Origin of the sequence: Rhizobium ruizarguesonis (assembly GCF_012349115.1) — a bacterium.
GTDB classification, from domain to species: Bacteria; Pseudomonadota; Alphaproteobacteria; order Rhizobiales; family Rhizobiaceae; genus Rhizobium; species Rhizobium ruizarguesonis.
Map to the genome: position 1 here is coordinate 1 of NZ_PQIG01000088.1, position 14,655 is coordinate 14,655.

Consider the following 14,655-nt stretch of genomic DNA (forward strand, 5'->3'; position numbering starts at 1 on the left):
GTCCCAATGAATCACAAACCCCTGGACGGTGCCAGGGGTTTGTCAGCAGTCTGAGGGCCGCGCTCGCGCGGCCCTTTTTGTTGCGCGCATGGTTTGGAATGGCGTGGGCGCGAACCTACATAGACGGCATCGTCCAACTGCCCGGCAGGTTTCCCATGGTTCCCTTCTCCATACTCGACCTTTCCCCCGTTGCCGAAGGCAGCACCGTGCGCCAGTCCCTCGAGGGCTCGGCGCGGATGGCTGTGAAGGCCGAGGAATTCGGTTACAAGCGCTTCTGGCTCGCCGAACATCACGGCATGCCGGGGATCGCCAGCGCTGCCACCGCCGTTGTCATCGGCCATGTCGGGGCTGCGACAAAGCGCATCCGCATCGGCTCCGGCGGCATCATGCTGCCCAATCATTCGCCGCTCGTTATCGCCGAGCAGTTCGGCACGCTGGAGGCGCTCTTCCCCGGTCGCATCGATCTCGGCCTCGGGCGTGCACCGGGAACGGACATGCGCACGGCACAGGCGCTGCGGCGCAACCTCGAGGCCGGTGCAAACAGCTTCCCCAACGACGTGGTGGAACTGCAGCAACTCCTCGATACGCCGGTCGAGAACCAGGCGATCCTCGCAGTTCCCGGCAATGGCTCACATATCCCGATCTGGCTGCTCGGCTCCAGTCTCTACAGCGCCCAACTCGCCGGCATGCTCGGGCTTCCCTATGCCTTCGCCTCGCATTTCGCGCCCGACATGCTGCTCGATGCGATTGCGATCTACCGTGACCGCTTCCAACCCTCGGCGACGCTCGATAAGCCCCATGTGATGGTCGGCGTCATGGGTGCTGTGGCGGCGACGGACGAGGAGGCACGCTATCATTTCACCTCCGCCCAGCAGCAATTCGTCAATCTGCGCCGCAATGTCCGCGGTCCGTTCCCACGTCCGGTGGCCGATATGGGGGACTTCTGGTCGCCGATGGAAAAGATGAATGTCGAACACACGCTGCGTTATGCCGTGGTAGGCTCGCCGAAGACGGCGGAGGCGAAACTGACGGAGTTTCTGCGGGAAACGCAGGCCGACGAGGTGATCATCTCGATGCCGATCCACGACATCGAGGCGCGGCTGACATCGGTGGAACTATTCGCGGGGCTGGGAAATTTCATGCGAGCCGCCGCTTAGAACAGGATGATTTTAGGCCGGTCGGCCTAAAATCTGAATCCTGTTCTACATTATATAGTTAGAGCATGATGTCGTCCGAAAACCGCTCACACTTTTCGGCATCCTGCTCCAGGGCCTGCGCGAGGCGGCACTCTGACGACGCCACCTTTCCGGCAAGAAAAAACCCGGCGTTGCAGCCGGGTTTTTATTTGACCCCTGCCTCAGGAGATCAGGCCGAGAGCTTCGCCAGCACTTCTTCCGAGACTTCGAAGTTGGAATAGACGTTCTGCACGTCGTCATCGTCTTCCAGGCTGTCGATGAGTTTCAGCAGCGACTGGGCTTTTTCCTCGTCCACCGGCACGTTGTTCTGGGCGCGCCAGACGGCCTTGACGGTTTCGGCTTCGCCGAGGCTCGATTCCAGCGCTTTCGCCACTTCGCCGAGGGCTTCGAAGGCGCAGGTGATGTAGTGGCCGTCTTCATCGGTCTCGACGTCGTCGGCGCCGGCTTCGATCGCGGCTTCCATCACCTTGTCGCCATCGCCGACGGAAAGCTTGTAGGTGATTTCTCCGACATGGTCGAAGGAGAAGGACACCGAACCGGTTTCGCCGAGAGCGCCGCCGGCCTTGGTGAAGCTCGAGCGGACGTTGGAGGCGGTGCGGTTGCGGTTGTCGGTCAGGGCCTCGACGATGATCGCCGTGCCGCCGGGGCCGTAGCCCTCATAGCGGACTTCATCGTAATTTTCGCCGTCGGCGCCGGCCGCCTTCTTGATGGCGCGGTCGATATTGTCCTTCGGCATGGACTGGGCCTTGGCGTTCTGGATCGCCAGGCGAAGGCGGGCGTTCATCGTCGGGTCGGGCAGGCCGGCCTTGGCGGCAACGGTGATTTCGCGCGCAAGCTTGGAGAACATTTTCGACCGCACGGCATCCTGACGGCCTTTGCGGTGCATGATGTTTTTAAACTGTGAATGGCCAGCCATGGCACCCCTGTTCACGTCTCATTGTTCGGAATGGGCCGCCTTATAAGAGCGAAACGGCACCCGTTCAAGGAAAAAGCAGTTCGGAACAAAGGCGAGGGGATGACGTTTCAACGGAACTCCATCCAACGGAAAGGAACGGTCATGGCAAGTCTCAGCGAGGCGCAGGAACATCCAGCACGTCAGCTCTGGGATCAGGTCAACGATGTCCATGCCGGCATGCTCGGAATTTCCGGACTGGATATGCACATGCAGCCGATGGCGCCGCATGCCGATCCCACCACCAACACCATCTGGTTTTACACCAAGACCGACGCCGACATCGTGCGCGCCATCAAGCCCGGCAGCCGCGCGCATTTCTGCGTTATCGGCAAGGATCACGACTATCACGCCTGCCTCGCCGGTGTGATCGAGGTGCATCCTGATCCTTCCAAGATCGAGGAATACTGGAGCTCGATCGTCGCGGCCTGGTATGATGGCGGCAAGAAGGACCCCAAGCTTACCATGCTGTCCCTCCATGTCGACGATGCCGAGATCTGGGTTTCCACAGGCAACAAGCTGAAATTCGGCTGGGAGATCGCCAAGGCCAATCTCGACGACGACAAGATGCCGGATGTCGGCATCAAGCGCCATCTGCAGTTCGCCTGATGCGCGAGGCTCCTGCATAATTCCTTAAATCGGAATCGATTTAAGGATAAAATTATGCAGCAATTCAAAGTGCCACAGCGTCCTTTGCGCGTCTAAAAAGACGCGCGGCGCTGTAGAAGGAAAACCGCCGGGCCTTTTACTGCACACCCTTCAGCACATAGATCAGCGGCTTTTTCGGCAGAGTGCGCATGGAGACGGTGATACTGTCATCGGGCGCATTGGCGACGTCGAAATCCTTGCCGAACATCGAGACGAAGGCTTCGACTGGCGGGCCGCGCCGGTGCATCGGCAGGATTAACGACGAGCGTAGCCGCTTGATGACGCGGCTCATGCTGTCGGCGCCCATTGTCAGGCCACCGTCGACGGGAACCATGACGATGTCGAGGCGGCCGATCTCGGTATAATGGGCATCCGTCAGTTCGTAGTGCAAGTGGCCGAGATGACCGATGCAGAGGCCGGCGATTTCGAAAATGAAGATGGAGTTGCCGTTCTCGTGCGCACCGCCGAGGCCATAGCTGAAGCGGATATCCGTCGTGACGTTGCGGATATAAGCATCGCCGACGACGAGATTGATATTCGCCTTCTCGCCCGGAACATCGCTCCACCCATGCAGCACATGCTTGATGCCGGGATCGGGCGTCAAGGTGAAGTGGGTCGAATGGGCCTTGTTCATGGTTACGACGTCGGGCATCGTCGCCGGCCTGTACCAGCCATTATAATCTGTCGCGATGACGATGCCTGAGGGCGTTTCGATCTCGAAGGTGGAGTGGCCGAGGAAGGTGAGTTTGACGTCCTCGCCCTCGGAGACGGCAGGCATCAGCGGCGGAGCGCCGGAAAAGCTTGCGAAGGTCACCTTGGGGATGGTTTGCGCGATCGCCTGGCACTGGCTGACCGGTGGCCGCTGCTCTTGTGCCCCGGCAAGATTCGGCGCGGCGAAGGCCGCAAGGCATGCGATAGCGAGGACAAGATATCGCGGCTTCATGCCACCCCTCCGGCGCTCTATCACCTTTTGATCGGCGCATAACCCCGAAAATCAATTCCGATTTTCGGGGTTATGCGCGAATGGCGGAGGATGCGGCATGAGGCCGCAGGGGTCCAGACGGAGGATGCTCACAATTGCGTGTTGGCGGGGTGGCTAGAACAGGATGATTTTAGGCCCGGTTGGCCTAAAATCTGAATCCTGTTCTCAATTAAAGAGCTAGAGCATGATGTCGCCCGAAAACCGCTCACACTTTTCAGCATCATGCTCTATCGCCAGAACTCCGGCACCGTCTCGGCCAGTCGCGGCCCGAGCCGGAGCGGCGCGATCTTTTCGGCAAGTCCCGTCGTATCCGAGATTTCCACGCCGACACCGCAGATCGTCGCGGGACCGTTCGCGGCCTCCATGCGGCCCTTCGGCATTTTGGAGATGAAGCGGTTGAGCGGCTCCTCCTTGTCCATGCCGAGGGAGGAGTCGTAGTCGCCGCACATGCCGGCATCCGACATATAGGCGGTGCCGCCGTTCAGGATCTGTGCGTCGGCCGTCGGTACATGCGTGTGGGTGCCGACGACGAAGCTGGCGCGGCCGTCGACGAAATGGCCGAAGCACTGCTTCTCGCTGGTCGCCTCGGCATGGAAATCGAAGATGATCGCGTCGGCCTGTTCCTTCAGCGGGCAGGCGTCGAGGATGACTTCCGCCGATTTGAAGGGGTCGTCGAGTTCCGGATGCATGAAGACCCGGCCCATGACGTTGGCGACGAGCACGCGCGCGCCGTTCCTGGCATAGAAAAGGCCGGAGCCGCGGCCAGGCGTGCCTTGCGGATAGTTGGCAGGACGCAGGAACTGATCGTGCCGGCCGGCAAAAGCGACGGCTTCCTTCTGGTCCCAGACGTGATTGCCCGTCGTCACCACATCGGCGCCGGCATTGATCGTTTCCAGAAAGATGTCCTCGGTGATGCCGAAGCCGCCAGCGGCGTTCTCGCCGTTGACGATGACGAAATCGAGTTTGAGGTCGGAAACCAGGCCGGGAAGACGGTCCCAGACCGCCGTGCGTCCCGTCTTGCCGACCATGTCACCCAGAAAAAGCAGCCGCATTCCCTATCCAATCCAAGAGGCAAAAAAGCGAAGGCCGCTTTCTGTCAGGATGGCATCCAGGCTTATGTCGTGCGGCTCAGCGGGCACATGTGCCACTTCCTGGCAGTCGAATGCAATGCCGATCAGCTTCGGATGCAGGCCTTTTTGCCTCAGCCGGCTGATGGCGCGGTCGTAGTGGCCGGCGCCGTAGCCGATGCGGTGGCCGCGGGCATCGAAGGCCGAAAGCGGCACCAGCATGATCTCGGGATCAAGAATGGCGGCATCTGTGCCGGGGCCGACCGTGCCGAAACCGGTATCGACGAGCGGCGCACCTTCCGCCAGCTCGCGAAAGACGATGGTCTGCCGATCGAGGATCGCCGGCACGCAGAGCCGCGCACCGCGCACGGCAAAGCGCGCCATCAGCGGCCTGAGATCGGCTTCCGAACGGATCGGCAGAAAGCCGGAGATGATCGTACCCAGCGCAAAACCGACGGCCTCGCCGGCATGTTCGGCCATTGCGAGACTTTTGGAGGCGCGTTTCTCTGCGGGGATGTCGTCGCGTGCGGACAGCCGTTCGTTGCGCAACTGCGCTTTCAATTCTCTAGAGGTCATTCGATCTGCCGGTTCTGAGAGATTTACCCGAGCATAGACGGCTGGATGTTGGATGCAAATGCCGGATGCGACAGCATCACGCGCGTTTCACGCCTCGGCCGCCGGCGGCAGCGATCGTCAGACGACGATGCTTGTCGGTATTGTCGCCGTGGCGATGGAGAAGCCCGCCATATCAGGAACGGCATTGGCTCCGGCCTGCCGGTCTTGCTGCCGCAACTCGCGCATCGCCTTTTCGAGCACTTGCTTGAGTTCGCGCACGACCGCCTTGAACTCTTCCATCGTTTCTCGATCATCGGCCGAGATGCCCGAGAATTTCGGGGCATCCTCGGCGACGCTGGCATAGGCGTTGCGGACATTGGTGGCGGCGTCCGGTTCCTGCGAGCCGGTCTCGCCGGCCGCAGTTTCTCCTGAAGTATCCGTCAGCGCAGCGGCGGCCCCGCTCGTTGCGATTGCTGTCGCATCCGTGGTTGTTGCATCCACCGGAACAGCCGTTGCGGGACTGCCGGTCGCGACTGATGATGCGAATTCGGAGGCGGCGGTGCCAACCTTGCGCGCCAGTTCGGCGGCCAGCCGGGCGACCACCTCAGGCGCCATGTTGGAGCTGCGCAACATCTCCAATTCCTGTTTTGCCTCTTCGAGCTTGCGTTGTGCCTTTGCCTTGGCCTCGTCTCCCGAGTTCGCCAAGGTCTGGCGCATCTGCTGCAACGCCTGGGTGGCGCGCTGCAGCTTCAGCACGCCTTGATCGGTCTCGCTTCCGGCGGCTGAAATGGCTGCCGTCGAAGACGTGCCGCGCAAGATGATGGAGGCAGACGTGGTTGCGACCTGCATGGACAATCCCCGATTTTTAATTCGGGCCCCCGATTGCAATTCGGCGCATTTTGCAACGTCAGGCTTGCGTGGACCTGTGTCTTGGGGATTCGGGAAGCGCAGCGGCCAGCCGCCGTATCGTCTCGTCGAATAGAGGCGCTCCGCCGGGCGCCCAGCCGAGCGCGCGGATTTTCGCCGTGCTCATGGGATTGAGCGCAGCGCTATCGGCGGGAGCCGGCAGCGCGTGTCGACAGCCCGTCTCGCTGCGGATGGGTGAAAGGATATCGCGCGTGTCGACCGACATGTCCGAGACGTTGAAGACCTCGCCGGAGATGCGAGTGCTTTCCGTCTCCAGCATCAGCCGTACCGCCCGCCCGAGATCGCGGCCGTGAACCTCGGTTCCCACGCGGGCAACAACCGGCCGGCCGGCGAGGTAATCGGCGATGAGGCCGTCCCATTTGTTCGGCGAGAGATCGCCATAGACGCCGGTCGGCCTCAAGCTTACGCCAGCAAAACCCGGCGTCGAGAGATGGGCAAGCGCCCGCTCGGCATCGAGCTTGACCTGGCCGTAGAGTGTTTCGGGCTTGGCCAGCATCGTCTCCGTCAGTTCCGTTCCTGGCGGGTGTTCGCCATAGGCGGCGCGGCTGGACAGGAAGACGCAGCGGCGCGTGCCGGCGCGTTTGGCGGCTTCGAAAAGCCGGACGGTGCCGTCGAGGTTGAACCTGTGGAAGGTCTTCGGATCGTCGCCCTCGCCGCCACGATATTTGCCCGGAACATGGCTGAAGGCGGCGTGGACGAAGAAATAGGCGTCGTCGAAGACGTCGATCTGATCCTTGTCGGGATCGAGCGAAAGTGCTGCGAACTCGACCGGGCGGGAGAAGAGGCGCGGCAGCGGCGCGCGGCGCCCACCGACGATCACCTGATATCCGGCGGCCAGCAGTTCCTCGACCACATACCGGCCGACGAGACCCGTTCCACCCGATACCAGTACCTTCATGCTGCCCCTTCCGGATTGTCCAGCGCCGTCACCTCAGGCACATCGCCGCCATCGTGGAAACGGTGCCACAGATCGATCAAAGGTTGTAGTCGCGCTGCCTTGGGATGATCCTTTTCCCACGGTTTTTCATACTGGTAGTGCAGGATCGAAATGCTCTTCCAGTCCCAAAGCTCCGGCATGGTGAACCATACATATTGCAGCATGTTGAAATAAACCGGCAGGCCGTGCCAATGCGGGAAGAACGTCTCAAGAAAGGTCTGATCGGTGCGCCGCCAGAAAGCGTCTGGACTGTCGAGCCTTTCGAGCATGTGCCGGAATGTGTCATGCGAGGGCGTGGCGACGAAGACGCCGGAATTCATGCGGCGGAAGTCGGCGAGGCTTTCGTAGACATTGGGGGCGGCGGAAAACTCCGGATAGAGGAAGAGCCTGTCGACATTCTGCAGCACGAGGGCGTCGGCATCGATGAAAACGCAGCGCTGGTATTCGACGAGCTGCCAGAGCCTGAGCTTGCAGAAATTGTCGAGCGGCGAATGGAAATCCGGCTTGCGGCCCTTGGTGAAAGGGGCTGCAGAATGGAGCTTGCCGCGGGCGTGGCGTTGGTTGAAGGCCGCGGACAGCGGCAGGTGCTCGACCTCGATCAGGCGGCAGTCGAGCGCCTTCAGGGGCACGAGTGCGGCTGCATCGACGCCGCTGGTGTGGAGAATGACGATGTCGGCCCCAGTGTCGGTTCGGCGCAGGGAGCGGGCAAGCGCGGTCGCGCCCATGGCGTAATCTGCATTGGTGACGAGTGTGACATAGGCGAAGCGATGAGGCGGCTGCGTGGTTACGTGCACCATTGCCACACTCCCTCATTCCTGTGCTTGTCACAGGAATCCAGTGCGCCCAAGTCCTTGGGCGCGAAAGGCTTTTGCGATGTATGAATAACATCATTCACGGCGCGGACGCGCCGTGGCTGGATTCCTGTGACAGACACAGGAATGAGGGAGTTCCAGTTGAGCCTTCCAATGCGAACTCGCTCACTCATGAAACCGACTTCAGCCGCTTGCCTTCCGGATCGTGATTGATCGTCGCGGCGATGTCCTTGGTCCAGGCGGAGACGGCCGGAACGCGTGCGCGGTCGACGCGATAGGCGAATTTCTTCGCGACGTCGACGATTTCGCCGAGCAGGCCCGCTTCCAGCGTGATCGGGTCGAGGCCGAGATCGCGGAATTTTTCGTTCCGGACGATCAGCTCGTTTTCTGCGGCTTCCTTGCGCGGGTTGGGCAGCCAGGCAATCTTGGCGCCGCTCATCCTGGCGATCATCTCGGCAAGGTCGCGCACCCGGTGGGTTTCCGTCATCTGGTTGAAGATCTCGACGCGGGCGCCGCGCGCCGGCGGATTTTTCAGCGCCAGCTCGATGCAGCGCACCGAATCCTGGATGTGGATGAAGGCGCGCGTCTGGCCGCCGGTGCCGTGCACCGTCAGCGGATAGCCGATCGCCGCCTGGATGAGGAAGCGGTTCAGCACCGTGCCGTAATCGCCGTCATAGTCGAAACGGTTGATCAGCTGCGTGTGGCGGCGCGTCTGCTCGGTGTGCGTGCCCCAGACGATGCCCTGGTGCAGATCGGTGATCCTGAGACCATCATTCCTCGCGTAGAACTGGAAGAGAAGCTGATCCAGGCACTTGGTCATGTGATAGATCGAGCCGGGATTGGAGGGGTAGAGGATCTCCTGGTTGACCATCTCGCCGCCTGCGGTTTCGATGCCGACCGGCAGATAACCTTCGGGGATCGCCGCGCCGACCGTCGAATAGCCGTAGACGCCCATGGTCCCGAGATGGATGAGATGGGTATCGAGATTGAGCTCCGTCAGCGCGTTCAGCAGGTTGTGCGTGGCGCTGACATTGTTGTTGACGGTGTAGTTCTTGTGGCGGTCGCTCTTCATCGAATAGGGCGCGGCCCGCTGTTCGGCGAAATGGATGACGGCATCCGGGCGATGTTCGGAAAGCCAGTTCTTCAGGAGTTCGTAATCCTTGGCGAGATCGATCAGATTGAAGTGGATGCGGCGTCCGGTTTCGGCATGCCAGATGCGGGTTCGCTCCTGGATCGAATCCATTGGTGTCAGCGACTGTACGCCGAGTTCCGTGTCGATCCAGCGGCGCGAGAGATTGTCGAGGATATGGATGTCGTGCCCGGCATCGGAGAGATGCAGCGATGTCGGCCAACCGATGAAACCGTCTCCGCCCATAACCGCAATCTTCATCGCATCGTCTCCTGATTGGTCGCTCGTTGTCGGGAATAGTTAGGAATTGTGACAGTTATTCAATGCTTGCCTGTCTGGAAGCGTTGCGCCAAAGAGGGCACCTCAGTTTGGAGAAAATTATGACGGAACGCCCTTTTTCCATTTCGGGAGAGCTGATGGAGGCCGGACACCGCCTCGTCCAGCGGGTCTATTATGAAGATACGGACTTCTCAGGCCTGGTCTATCACGCCCGCTACCTGCATTTCCTGGAGCGCGGCCGCACCGATTATCTGCGCTGCCTCGGCGTCGAGCAGCGCGAGCTCGTCAGCGCCGACGAGGAGGGCCTCGTCTTCGTCGTCCACCGCATGGAGATCGACTTCAAGAGCCCGGCGCGCATGGACGATGTGCTGACGATCCTGACACACACGGAAAAAGCCGGCGGCGCCAAGATGGTGCTCAACCAGCAAATCCGCTCGGGCGAGACACTGCTGATCGCCGCCAGGGTGATCATCGCCGTCATCAACGCCCGGGGGCGGCCGAGGCGGCTGCCGGAAACACTGGCAGCGAAATTCCTGGAAGGCAGCACGCCACTATAGTCCGAATTGCCGAAAAATCGGACCTTGTCAAAACTTGAACTTTATGTGAAGGAATTCCCGCGCCGCAGGATGAGCGCTCTTTCGGCAGCCGGACCTTGCTCCGGTCAAGTAATCCTTGGAACGAAATCTTCCAAATACAGGCTTACTGTCACAGTCCGGCACTAACGATCTATTAACCATAATAGTGTCTTACTGGGAAAGTCGGAGTTTGTGCGGTGCACGCCTTCCTTTGACCAAATTTGACGGCAAGAAGGCGGAAGATGAGCTTGGAAGTTTGACCAGGGCTTTGGGCGGCGGCCGCCGGACACTTCTTGCGAGATCAGTTTGTGCCGCCCGGTCCAGCACCGGGCGTTTGGATTCGGGGATTTTGGACCAATGGAACAAGTAGGATTGGCAGCAGCAACGACGGACGTCAGCCTCTGGTCGCTTTTCATGCAGGCCGGCATCGTCGTCAAGCTCGTCATGCTCGGGCTCATCGCAGCCTCGGTGTGGACGTGGGCGATCGTCATCGACAAATACCTGGCCTATGGGCGCGCACGGCGCCAGTTCGATAAGTTCGAGCAGGTGTTCTGGTCGGGCCAGTCGCTGGAAGAACTCTACCGCTCGCTGTCGGAACGCAACAATACGGGGCTGGCGGCAATCTTCGTGGCCGCCATGCGCGAGTGGAAGAAATCCTTCGAACGCGGCGCTCGCTCGCCGATCGGCCTGCAGATGCGTATCGACCGTGCGATGGACGTGACGCTCGCCCGTGAAACCGAATTTCTCGGCGCGCGGCTTGGATCGCTCGCGACCATCGGCTCGGCCGGTCCGTTCATCGGTCTGTTCGGCACGGTCGTCGGCATCATGACTTCGTTCCAGGCGATCGCCGGTTCGAAGTCGACCAACCTTGCGGTGGTTGCGCCCGGTATCGCCGAAGCGCTGCTTGCCACCGCGATCGGCCTCGTCGCCGCTATCCCGGCGGTTATCGCCTACAACAAGTTTTCTGCCGATGCCGGCAAGCTCTCGGGCCGCATGGAAGGTTTCGCGGATGAATTCTCCGCCATACTTTCGCGCCAGATCGACGAGAAACTGCAGCCGCGCGCTGCCGCTCAGTAACCAACGGAGTATTCTGACATGGGTATGGCTGTTGGAGGCAATGGCGGCGGGGGCGGCGGACGCCGCCGTCGCGGCGGTCGGAACAGGGCCGTGATCTCCGAAATCAACGTGACGCCGCTCGTCGACGTCATGCTGGTGCTTTTGATCATCTTCATGGTCGCGGCACCGATGATGACCGTCGGTGTGCCGATCGACCTGCCGGAAACGCAGGCCAAGGCGCTGAATTCCGAGACGCAGCCGATCACCATTTCCGTCAAGAATGACGGCGAGGTGTTCCTGCAGGAAACACCGATCCCGGCCGCGGAGATCGCCGCCAAGCTCGAGGCGATCGCCACCACCGGTTATAATGAACGTATCTTCGTGCGCGGCGACGCGACCGCGCCTTATGGCGTGATCGCCGACGTCATGGCCCGTATCCAGGGCGCAGGCTTCAAGAATATCGGCCTCGTGACGCAGCAGAAGAAGGACCAATAGCGCGCAAAATGAAGGCCAGTGTCATCACATCTGCTGTTTTGCACGGCCTGGTGCTCACCTGGGCGATGGTGTCGCTCGGCGCCCCGGAATCCTTCAAGGTAGAGGATTTCGAGGCGATGCCGGTCGATCTCGTGCCGGTGGAATCCATTACCCAGATGCAGCAAGGCGACAAGAAGGCTCCGAAGAAGGAGACTTCCGCACCGGTGCCGACGACGCGGCCGCCGATCGCGCAGCCCGCCGAAAATGCCGGCGACAACAATGTCGACCTGAAGACGCCTCCGGTGCCGAACGCCAAGCCGAGCAATAGCGAAGCGGCCGCGGCGAATTCGAGCGAAAAGCCGATGCCGAAGATCGATCCTAAGCCGAATGACGTGAAGGAGATCGTCAAGGAGGAAACGGAAGTCGAGCAGCCGAAGCAGGTCGCTTCCATTCCGCCGCCGAAGCCGGTCGAGGTAACACCGCCGAAGCCGGAAGAAAAACCGCCGGAAGAGCAGGCCAAGCCTGAGGAGCCGCCGAAGCCGGATGCCGAGGCGCTGCCGGACAACGTGCCGACCCCTGTCGCCAAGCCGCAGGTAAAGCCGCCTGAGCCGCAGAAGCCCGCCGAAAAGCCGCCGGAAAAGACCCCGGACCAGCCCAAGGCTGCTGAGAAGCCGACGGACAAGAAGAAGGCCGATCAGAAGCAGGAAACGGCGAAATCCGCCTCGGCGATGAAGAGCGACTTCAACGCCGACGATATTGCCGTGCTGCTCAATAAGACTGATCCGTCTGCCGGTGGTGCGAAGCGCTCGACGCAGGAGGCATCGCTGGGCGCGAAGAAGAGCAATGGCGGTTCCAAGCTCAGCCAAAGCGAACAAGATGCGCTACAGGGTTTGATCCAGGGTAACTGGCTTATCACTCCGGGAATGGAAGGCCTTTCCGGCATGGTCATCACGGTGCATTTCAAGCTCGATAAAGATGGAAACATTATCGGCCAGCCTGACATCGAGTCTTCCGGCGGAAGCAGCACCGATTCAACGCGTCGTGCGCTGGAAAGTGGCGCTTACCGTGCCGTGATGAAATCTGCTCCCTCGTTCCGCACGACGCTTCCGATGGACAAGTATGACGTGTGGAACGAGGTCGTCCTTAACTTTCATCCCAGCGATATGGGGATTTGAATGCCGAGGAATTCGATCCATTTCGCGAAATCTTTCGGGATATACGCGGTACTGACCGGGTTGATCCTTGGCCTCGCATTTCCTTCCGATGCAAATTCGGAGACGGCTGATCGCCGAAACAGCAATGCAAATTCGCCGGTTCTCACGGTGGCTGAAGCTAAGGCGGTGCGAAACGCGATCGAAAGTCGATTCTTCGTCGACAGTCGCCTGAAAGACATCGGCAGCGTGCGTTTGACGATCCACATAAAGCTAGCCAGAGACGGGCAGATCGTCGGCAACCCTGATGTGCAGGTCACCGGTGGCAGTGAGCGTGCGCAGAAAAGTCTTAGCGATGTCGGCCTTCGCGCAGTTCGTCGCGCAGCTCCTTTTACGATGCTTCCGAAAGATAAATACGATGCCTGGAAGGAAGTCGTTTTGAACTTCGATACCAGCGCTCTTACCCAATAAGATGCTGAAAGGCTTGTTTGATATGGTCAAGTGTTCCCTCATCCGCGCTCTGATGGTCATCGCAGGCCTGATTGGGGTCGCAGCCTTTACGACGCCGGCGAACGCGCTGGTCACCCTCGATCTTCGAAAGGGCAATGTCCAGCCGATGCCGATTGCGGTGACTGACTTCCAGGGCGACATAGGCGCGCAGGTCTCGCAAGTCATCGCCGCCGACCTGCAGCGTTCCGGCCTGTTTGCCCCGATCAACAAGACGGCCTTTATTGAAAAGATCTCCAATCCTGATGCCGCGCCGCGGTTCGAGGACTGGAAGGTCATCAATGCACAGGCGCTGGTCACCGGCCGGGTTACCAAGGAAGCGGATGGCCGTCTTCGCGCCGAATTTCGGCTGTGGGACCCGTTCGCCGGGCAGCAGATGACCGGTCAGCAGTTTTATACGCAGCCGGAAAACTGGCGCCGCGTGGCGCACATCATTGCCGATGCGATCTACAAGCAGATCACCGGTGAGGAAGGTTATTTCGACACCCGTGTCGTCTTCGTCTCCGAATCCGGCACCAAGCAGCAGCGCAAGCGCCAGCTGGCGATCATGGATCAGGACGGCTTTAACGTACGCATGCTGACCGATGGCAGCGATCTCGTGCTGACGCCGCGCTTCTCGCCGAGCCGGCAGGAAGTCACCTACATGTCCTTTGCCAACCAGCAGCCGCGGGTCTATCTGCTGCAGCTCGAAACCGGGCAGCGCGAGGTCGTCGGTAACTTCCCCGGCATGACCTTCTCGCCGCGCTTCTCGCCGGATGGGCAGAAGGTGATCATGAGCCTGCAGCAGGATGCCAATTCCAACATCTATACGATGGACCTGCGCTCGCGCACGACGACGCGGTTGACCTCGACGGCGGCGATCGACACGTCGCCCTCCTATTCGCCTGACGGCGCACGCGTCAGTTTCGAAAGCGACCGCGGCGGAAAGCCGCAGATCTACGTGATGAACGCCGATGGCTCGGGCCAGACCCGTATTTCCTTCGGCGACGGCTCCTATTCGACGCCGGTCTGGTCGCCGCGCGGCGATCTCATCGCCTTCACCAAACAGGCCGGCGGCAAGTTCTCGATCGGTGTGATGAAGCCGGATGGTTCGGGCGAGCGCATCCTGACGACCGGCTTCCACAATGAGGGCCCGACCTGGGCGCCGAACGGCCGCGTCCTGATGTTCTTCCGCCAGGCGGCGGGGTCGGGCGGTCCGCAGCTCTATTCGATCGATCTGACCGGTTACAACGAACAGCTCGTGAAGACGCCGACCTATGGCTCCGACCCGGCCTGGTCGCCGCTTATGGAGTAGGCGATGCGCTGCTGCCTTCTTGTCGCCCCAAAGTCATGGAACCGAGCGACCAAGGGACAAAGTAGCAAATCGTTAACCATAATCTTTGAGGGGCGGTTAACCGAGTGCGGTTAC

16 protein-coding genes are annotated in these 14,655 nt (G+C 60.7%); 8 read left to right on the plus strand and 8 right to left on the minus strand.

Features of this window, described 5'->3' with window-relative positions; genetic code table 11:
* Positions 1-155 precede the first annotated feature (155 nt).
* Positions 156-1,157, plus strand: a complete 1,002-nt coding sequence (locus tag C3Y91_RS21210; protein WP_018069004.1) for an LLM class flavin-dependent oxidoreductase — start codon at positions 156-158, stop codon at positions 1,155-1,157.
* Positions 1,158-1,365: 208 nt separating this feature from the next.
* On the opposite strand, the gene C3Y91_RS21215 is transcribed toward C3Y91_RS21210, so the two are convergent.
* The gene (locus C3Y91_RS21215) at positions 1,366-2,112 is read right to left on the minus strand and encodes a YebC/PmpR family DNA-binding transcriptional regulator (RefSeq protein WP_017968114.1); all 747 of its coding nucleotides are present in this window, start codon (positions 2,110-2,112) and stop codon (positions 1,366-1,368) included.
* Between the two features lie 141 nt (positions 2,113-2,253).
* On the opposite strand from C3Y91_RS21215, the gene C3Y91_RS21220 reads away from it, so the two are divergent.
* Positions 2,254-2,757, plus strand: coding sequence for a pyridoxamine 5'-phosphate oxidase family protein (locus C3Y91_RS21220; protein WP_012758860.1), 504 nt, complete (start codon positions 2,254-2,256; stop codon positions 2,755-2,757).
* A 136-nt stretch (positions 2,758-2,893) separates the two neighbouring features.
* Here the strand turns inward: C3Y91_RS21220 and C3Y91_RS21225 are convergent, their stop codons facing one another.
* The 7 genes from C3Y91_RS21225 to C3Y91_RS21255 form a co-directional block, all read right to left on the minus strand.
* The gene (locus tag C3Y91_RS21225) at positions 2,894-3,739 is read right to left on the minus strand and encodes an MBL fold metallo-hydrolase (protein ID WP_168575768.1); all 846 of its coding nucleotides are present in this window, start codon (positions 3,737-3,739) and stop codon (positions 2,894-2,896) included.
* A 266-nt stretch (positions 3,740-4,005) separates the two neighbouring features.
* The gene (locus tag C3Y91_RS21230) at positions 4,006-4,830 is read right to left on the minus strand and encodes a TIGR00282 family metallophosphoesterase (protein ID WP_011653409.1); all 825 of its coding nucleotides are present in this window, start codon (positions 4,828-4,830) and stop codon (positions 4,006-4,008) included.
* Between the two features lie 3 nt (positions 4,831-4,833).
* Positions 4,834-5,421, minus strand: a complete 588-nt coding sequence (locus C3Y91_RS21235; RefSeq protein WP_168575769.1) for a 5-formyltetrahydrofolate cyclo-ligase — start codon at positions 5,419-5,421, stop codon at positions 4,834-4,836.
* Positions 5,422-5,538: 117 nt separating this feature from the next.
* Positions 5,539-6,249, minus strand: coding sequence for a hypothetical protein (locus C3Y91_RS21240; RefSeq protein ID WP_024323070.1), 711 nt, complete (start codon positions 6,247-6,249; stop codon positions 5,539-5,541).
* Positions 6,250-6,307: 58 nt separating this feature from the next.
* The gene (locus C3Y91_RS21245; protein ID WP_018068999.1) at positions 6,308-7,225 is read right to left on the minus strand and encodes an NAD-dependent epimerase/dehydratase family protein; all 918 of its coding nucleotides are present in this window, start codon (positions 7,223-7,225) and stop codon (positions 6,308-6,310) included.
* Complete coding sequence (locus C3Y91_RS21250; RefSeq protein ID WP_024323071.1) at positions 7,222-8,061, minus strand: glycosyltransferase; 840 nt, start codon at positions 8,059-8,061, stop codon at positions 7,222-7,224. Before C3Y91_RS21250 ends, C3Y91_RS21245 begins: the two co-directional genes overlap by 4 nt.
* Positions 8,062-8,245: 184 nt before the next feature.
* Positions 8,246-9,466, minus strand: a complete 1,221-nt coding sequence (locus tag C3Y91_RS21255) for an NAD-dependent epimerase/dehydratase family protein (protein ID WP_018068997.1) — start codon at positions 9,464-9,466, stop codon at positions 8,246-8,248.
* Between the two features lie 119 nt (positions 9,467-9,585).
* Here C3Y91_RS21255 and ybgC point away from each other — a divergent pair, with 119 nt between their 5' ends.
* From ybgC to tolB, 6 genes are all read left to right on the plus strand, one after another.
* Positions 9,586-10,041, plus strand: a complete 456-nt coding sequence (gene ybgC / locus C3Y91_RS21260; RefSeq protein ID WP_018068996.1) for a tol-pal system-associated acyl-CoA thioesterase — start codon at positions 9,586-9,588, stop codon at positions 10,039-10,041.
* Positions 10,042-10,416: 375 nt separating this feature from the next.
* Positions 10,417-11,136, plus strand: coding sequence for a protein TolQ (gene tolQ, locus C3Y91_RS21265; protein WP_003542733.1), 720 nt, complete (start codon positions 10,417-10,419; stop codon positions 11,134-11,136).
* 18 nt (positions 11,137-11,154) lie between these two features.
* A complete protein-coding gene (gene tolR, locus C3Y91_RS21270) occupies positions 11,155-11,610 on the plus strand; it encodes a protein TolR (protein ID WP_003542730.1) in 456 nt (151 codons plus the stop codon).
* An 8-nt stretch (positions 11,611-11,618) separates the two neighbouring features.
* The gene (gene tolA, locus C3Y91_RS21275) at positions 11,619-12,764 is read left to right on the plus strand and encodes a cell envelope integrity protein TolA (RefSeq protein ID WP_024323072.1); all 1,146 of its coding nucleotides are present in this window, start codon (positions 11,619-11,621) and stop codon (positions 12,762-12,764) included.
* Positions 12,765-13,211: a cell envelope integrity protein TolA gene (tolA, locus tag C3Y91_RS21280; protein WP_024323073.1), complete on the plus strand. Its 447-nt coding sequence runs from the start codon at positions 12,765-12,767 to the stop codon at positions 13,209-13,211. It begins immediately after the preceding gene.
* 22 nt (positions 13,212-13,233) lie between these two features.
* Complete coding sequence (gene tolB, locus C3Y91_RS21285; protein WP_024323074.1) at positions 13,234-14,541, plus strand: Tol-Pal system beta propeller repeat protein TolB; 1,308 nt, start codon at positions 13,234-13,236, stop codon at positions 14,539-14,541.
* Positions 14,542-14,655 lie beyond the last annotated feature (114 nt).

Bases quoted from the DNA above. Each gene is read 5' to 3' on its own strand.
- C3Y91_RS21210 (WP_018069004.1), top strand. From the start codon at position 156: ATGGTTCCCTTCTCCATACTCGACCTTTCCCCCGTTGCCGAAGGCAGC.
- C3Y91_RS21215 (WP_017968114.1), bottom strand. From the start codon at position 2,112: ATGGCTGGCCATTCACAGTTTAAAAACATCATGCACCGCAAAGGCCGT.
- C3Y91_RS21220 (WP_012758860.1), top strand. From the start codon at position 2,254: ATGGCAAGTCTCAGCGAGGCGCAGGAACATCCAGCACGTCAGCTCTGG.
- C3Y91_RS21225 (WP_168575768.1), bottom strand. From the start codon at position 3,739: ATGAAGCCGCGATATCTTGTCCTCGCTATCGCATGCCTTGCGGCCTTC.
- C3Y91_RS21230 (WP_011653409.1), bottom strand. From the start codon at position 4,830: ATGCGGCTGCTTTTTCTGGGTGACATGGTCGGCAAGACGGGACGCACG.
- C3Y91_RS21235 (WP_168575769.1), bottom strand. From the start codon at position 5,421: ATGACCTCTAGAGAATTGAAAGCGCAGTTGCGCAACGAACGGCTGTCC.
- C3Y91_RS21240 (WP_024323070.1), bottom strand. From the start codon at position 6,249: ATGCAGGTCGCAACCACGTCTGCCTCCATCATCTTGCGCGGCACGTCT.
- C3Y91_RS21245 (WP_018068999.1), bottom strand. From the start codon at position 7,225: ATGAAGGTACTGGTATCGGGTGGAACGGGTCTCGTCGGCCGGTATGTG.
- C3Y91_RS21250 (WP_024323071.1), bottom strand. From the start codon at position 8,061: ATGGTGCACGTAACCACGCAGCCGCCTCATCGCTTCGCCTATGTCACA.
- C3Y91_RS21255 (WP_018068997.1), bottom strand. From the start codon at position 9,466: ATGAAGATTGCGGTTATGGGCGGAGACGGTTTCATCGGTTGGCCGACA.
- ybgC (WP_018068996.1), top strand. From the start codon at position 9,586: ATGACGGAACGCCCTTTTTCCATTTCGGGAGAGCTGATGGAGGCCGGA.
- tolQ (WP_003542733.1), top strand. From the start codon at position 10,417: ATGGAACAAGTAGGATTGGCAGCAGCAACGACGGACGTCAGCCTCTGG.
- tolR (WP_003542730.1), top strand. From the start codon at position 11,155: ATGGGTATGGCTGTTGGAGGCAATGGCGGCGGGGGCGGCGGACGCCGC.
- tolA (WP_024323072.1), top strand. From the start codon at position 11,619: ATGAAGGCCAGTGTCATCACATCTGCTGTTTTGCACGGCCTGGTGCTC.
- tolA (WP_024323073.1), top strand. From the start codon at position 12,765: ATGCCGAGGAATTCGATCCATTTCGCGAAATCTTTCGGGATATACGCG.
- tolB (WP_024323074.1), top strand. From the start codon at position 13,234: ATGGTCAAGTGTTCCCTCATCCGCGCTCTGATGGTCATCGCAGGCCTG.